5 protein-coding genes are annotated in these 3,254 nt (G+C 64.3%); 4 read left to right on the forward strand and 1 reads right to left on the reverse strand.

Annotated features, from left to right (window positions below):
- Positions 1–31 precede the first annotated feature (31 nt).
- Positions 32–955 carry a carbohydrate kinase gene (locus tag VN856_RS23735; RefSeq protein ID WP_325693758.1) on the forward strand — a complete coding sequence of 308 codons (924 nt, stop codon included), beginning with the start codon at positions 32–34 and terminating at the stop codon, positions 953–955.
- 37 nt (positions 956–992) lie between these two features.
- Complete coding sequence (locus VN856_RS23740; protein WP_325693750.1) at positions 993–1,934, forward strand: Ku protein; 942 nt, start codon at positions 993–995, stop codon at positions 1,932–1,934.
- A gap of 270 nt (positions 1,935–2,204) precedes the next feature.
- On the opposite strand, the gene VN856_RS28935 is transcribed toward VN856_RS23740, so the two are convergent.
- A complete protein-coding gene (locus VN856_RS28935) occupies positions 2,205–2,414 on the reverse strand; it encodes a hypothetical protein (protein WP_414687038.1) in 210 nt (69 codons plus the stop codon).
- A 57-nt stretch (positions 2,415–2,471) separates the two neighbouring features.
- Between VN856_RS28935 and VN856_RS23750 the strand changes: the two genes are divergently transcribed.
- Both VN856_RS23750 and VN856_RS23755 read left to right on the forward strand, forming a co-directional pair.
- Positions 2,472–2,891: a DUF6632 domain-containing protein gene (locus VN856_RS23750; RefSeq protein WP_325693753.1), complete on the forward strand. Its 420-nt coding sequence runs from the start codon at positions 2,472–2,474 to the stop codon at positions 2,889–2,891.
- Between the two features lie 19 nt (positions 2,892–2,910).
- Positions 2,911–3,249 (forward strand): DUF732 domain-containing protein, encoded by a 339-nt coding sequence (locus tag VN856_RS23755; protein ID WP_325693755.1) that lies wholly within the window; start codon positions 2,911–2,913, stop codon positions 3,247–3,249.
- The last annotated feature ends 5 nt before the right edge of the window (positions 3,250–3,254 follow it).

The raw sequence follows: 3,254 nt of genomic DNA on the forward strand, positions 1-3,254 counted from the left end.
GAGCTCGCGCGACACTCGAGGAATTGGTGCAATGAGTCGCGGGCTGGTGATCGGTGAATCGCTGATCGACATCGTGCCGGACGCCCGACAGGTCACCGGCGAGCACGTCGGCGGCAGCCCACTCAACGTTGCGGTCGGGCTGGCCCGGCTGGGCCGCGACATCGACTTTCTCACCCACATCGCCGACGACCCGCGTGGCCGGCGGATCGCTGATTACATCAATGCCGCAGGGGCGCACCTTGTTTCGGGCAGCCAAAATGCCGACCGGACCACCACCGCGCGCCTGACCTTCGACGCAAACGGGTCGGCAAACTATGTGTTCGATCTGGACTGGCAGCTTTCCGGAACGCCGATGGTGGCACCACCGCTTTTCGTGCACACCGGATCGATTGCCGCGGTGCAGGACCCGGGGTGTCTGGCCGTCGCGGCTCTCGTCGACACCTACCGGGTGTCTGCCACCGTCACCTTTGATCCCAACGTGCGGCCATCGCTGATCGCCGATCGTGACCTGGCTATCGCACGCATCGAGCACCTCGTCGAGCGCAGCGACATCGTGAAAGTCAGCGAAGAGGACCTGCGCTGGATCGACCCCGACCGGTCGCCCGAGCAGATCGCGCGGATCTGGCAGTCGCTGGGCCCGGCGATCGTGGTGGTGACGATGGCCAACCAGGGAGCAGCGGCGGTGTGCGCGGGCGGTGAAGTGCGGGTGTCGGCCCGACCCGTGCGGGTGGTCGACACCGTCGGCGCCGGTGACGCTTTCATGGTCGGCCTCATCGACGCGCTGTGGGAGCAAGGGCGGTTGGGTGCCGAGCAGCGCGCCTCGCTCGCCGGAATTGACCTGGATGCGCTGACGGGCGCCCTCGAGGCGGCCAGCGGCGTTTCGGCGCTGACTGTCACTCGCGCCGGCGCTGACCTGCCGGATCGGAATGCATTGGACGCTGCGCGGCAGCGTTAGCCGCATATCCGCGTAGCAGTATGGGCATACTGGCACTATGCGTTCGATCTGGAAGGGCTCGATCTCTTTCGGGCTGGTCAACGTCCCGGTCAAGGTGTACAGCGCGACCGAGGACCACGACATCAAGTTCCACCAGGTGCATGCCAAGGACAACGGCCGCATCCGGTACAAGCGCGTGTGCGAGGTAGACGGCGAAGTCGTCGAGTTTCGCGATATCGCCCGCGCCTACGAATCCGACGACGGCAAGATGGTGATCATCACCGACGACGACATCGCGACATTGCCCGAAGAGCGCAGTCGCGAAATCGAAGTGCTGGAGTTCGTGCCGGCCAGCGAGCTCGACCCGATGATGTACGACCGCAGCTATTTCCTCGAGCCTGATGGCAAATCGACGAAATCCTATGTGCTGCTGGCGAAGACGCTGGCAGAGACCGACCGGGTGGCGATCGTGCATTTCGCACTGCGCAACAAGACCCGGCTTGCGGCCTTGCGGGTCAAGGACTTCAGCAAGCGCGAGATCATGGTGATCCACACGCTGCTCTGGCCCGACGAGATCCGCGACCCCGACTTTCCGGTGCTGGACAAGAAGGTCGAAGTCAAACCCGCAGAGCTCAAGATGGCCGGACAAGTGGTCGAATCGATGGCCGACGATTTCAATCCCGATCGGTATCACGACGACTACCAGGAGCAGCTACATGAGCTGGTCCAGGCCAAACTCGAAGGCGGAGAAGCATTTACCACCGAAGAGCAGCCCAAGGAGCTGGATGAGACCGAGGACGTCTCGGACTTGTTAGCGAAGCTCGAAGCCAGCGTAAAAGCGCGCTCCGGCGGCGACAAGGCGCCGGCGAAAAAGACGGCCGCCAAGAAGACTCCCGCGAAGAAGCCGGCCGCCAAGAAGACTCCGGCGAAGAAGACTCCGGCGAAGAAGTCTCCCGCTAAAAAGGCAGCTGCGAAAAAGACGCCGGCCGCCAAGCGCTAGAGCGCCTTACGGAAACATAAACGCGATCGGCGGATATTGCCGCCGTGTTATCGCCTCGGGTCGGGTGCAAATGTGTCGTCCACGTGGGCGGTGGCCGCTTCCGGCACCGGCCCAGTGGTCGTCAGGCCGCCCAGCCGCCACCGGACGACCTCTGCACGTGGGGAAATCTCCCCATTTCCGCAGCAGCGGCCCGTCAGCCGGAGGTATCGTCCGATTTCAGTGCGGCTGGATCCGGGCCGCGTGCAGGGGAGAACTCGACATGGGTCGTATTCACGCATCAGCAGGACTCGCGATCGCGGCGGCCGCCGCGATGTTCATCGGCGCCGCGCCGGCCGCCCACGCTGACCCGCCGATTTGCGGCACCCCGGACAGGCCATGCGCCGGCCCGAGTCCGCTGACCCCGGAACAGCAGTGCGCGTTCACAGCGTGGCGCACGATGATGCCCTGCAACTGGCTGGGCCAGCAGGTACCCCAGGGCACACCAGGAAGCTGGGGATGAGCCGGATCGGTTGAACCACTGAGGATTTGGAGTATCCGTTGGCGCCTTCGACAAGCTACCGACTTCTTCAGATCGCACTCGCTTTCTTCGGCACGGTGATGTTGCTGCTCTACCCACTGGCCGTGGTGTGGCCGTCGGGATGGGCATGGCACCACGGCGCCCCCTACCAGTCCGACTACTTCATGATGATCGTCGGCCTGTACGCGACGCTGGGTCTGTTCCTCTGGAACGCGGCGCGACACCCGGAGAACAACGTCAGCCTGATCTGGTTCACGGTGTGGTCGAGCGTGGTGCACGCCGCGGTCATGGCGGTGGAATCTTTCCACCCCGGCCACCACATGGGACACCTGTGGGGAGACGTCCCCGCCCTGCTACTGGCCGCTATCGTGCTGGCGGCCCTCGTAAGGTCGTCGGGCATCACGCGACCCGACGGCCGTTCGCCGCGCGAAGTGCCCTGATCTCAATTAGCGTTAGTGCATGGAAGTCCGATGTACCACCCGCTGGGCGGTGGCGTTGTCCGCCGTCGCGGTGTTCTGCGCGGCGCCGGCGTCGGCCGACGCCACCGATGATGCGGTAGTCGCGGCCCTGGCGAAGCACAACATCGTGATCAACGACGATAATCGCGACGCGATGCTCGCCGAGGCTCACATGGTGTGCAGCGGACTCGACAAGCACTACAAAACGAGCGCCTTAGCGATGAAGTTAGTGGGCGACACCGATCTCAGCGTCAGTCAATCCAGCTTCTTCATCGGGGTTGCGGTGTCGGCCTACTGCCCGCAGTACAAGGGCAATCCGGCTCCCACGCCAGCTGACTGAACCCC

The organism is Mycobacterium sp., from assembly GCF_035603715.1.
GTDB lineage: Bacteria > Actinomycetota > Actinomycetes > Mycobacteriales > Mycobacteriaceae > Mycobacterium.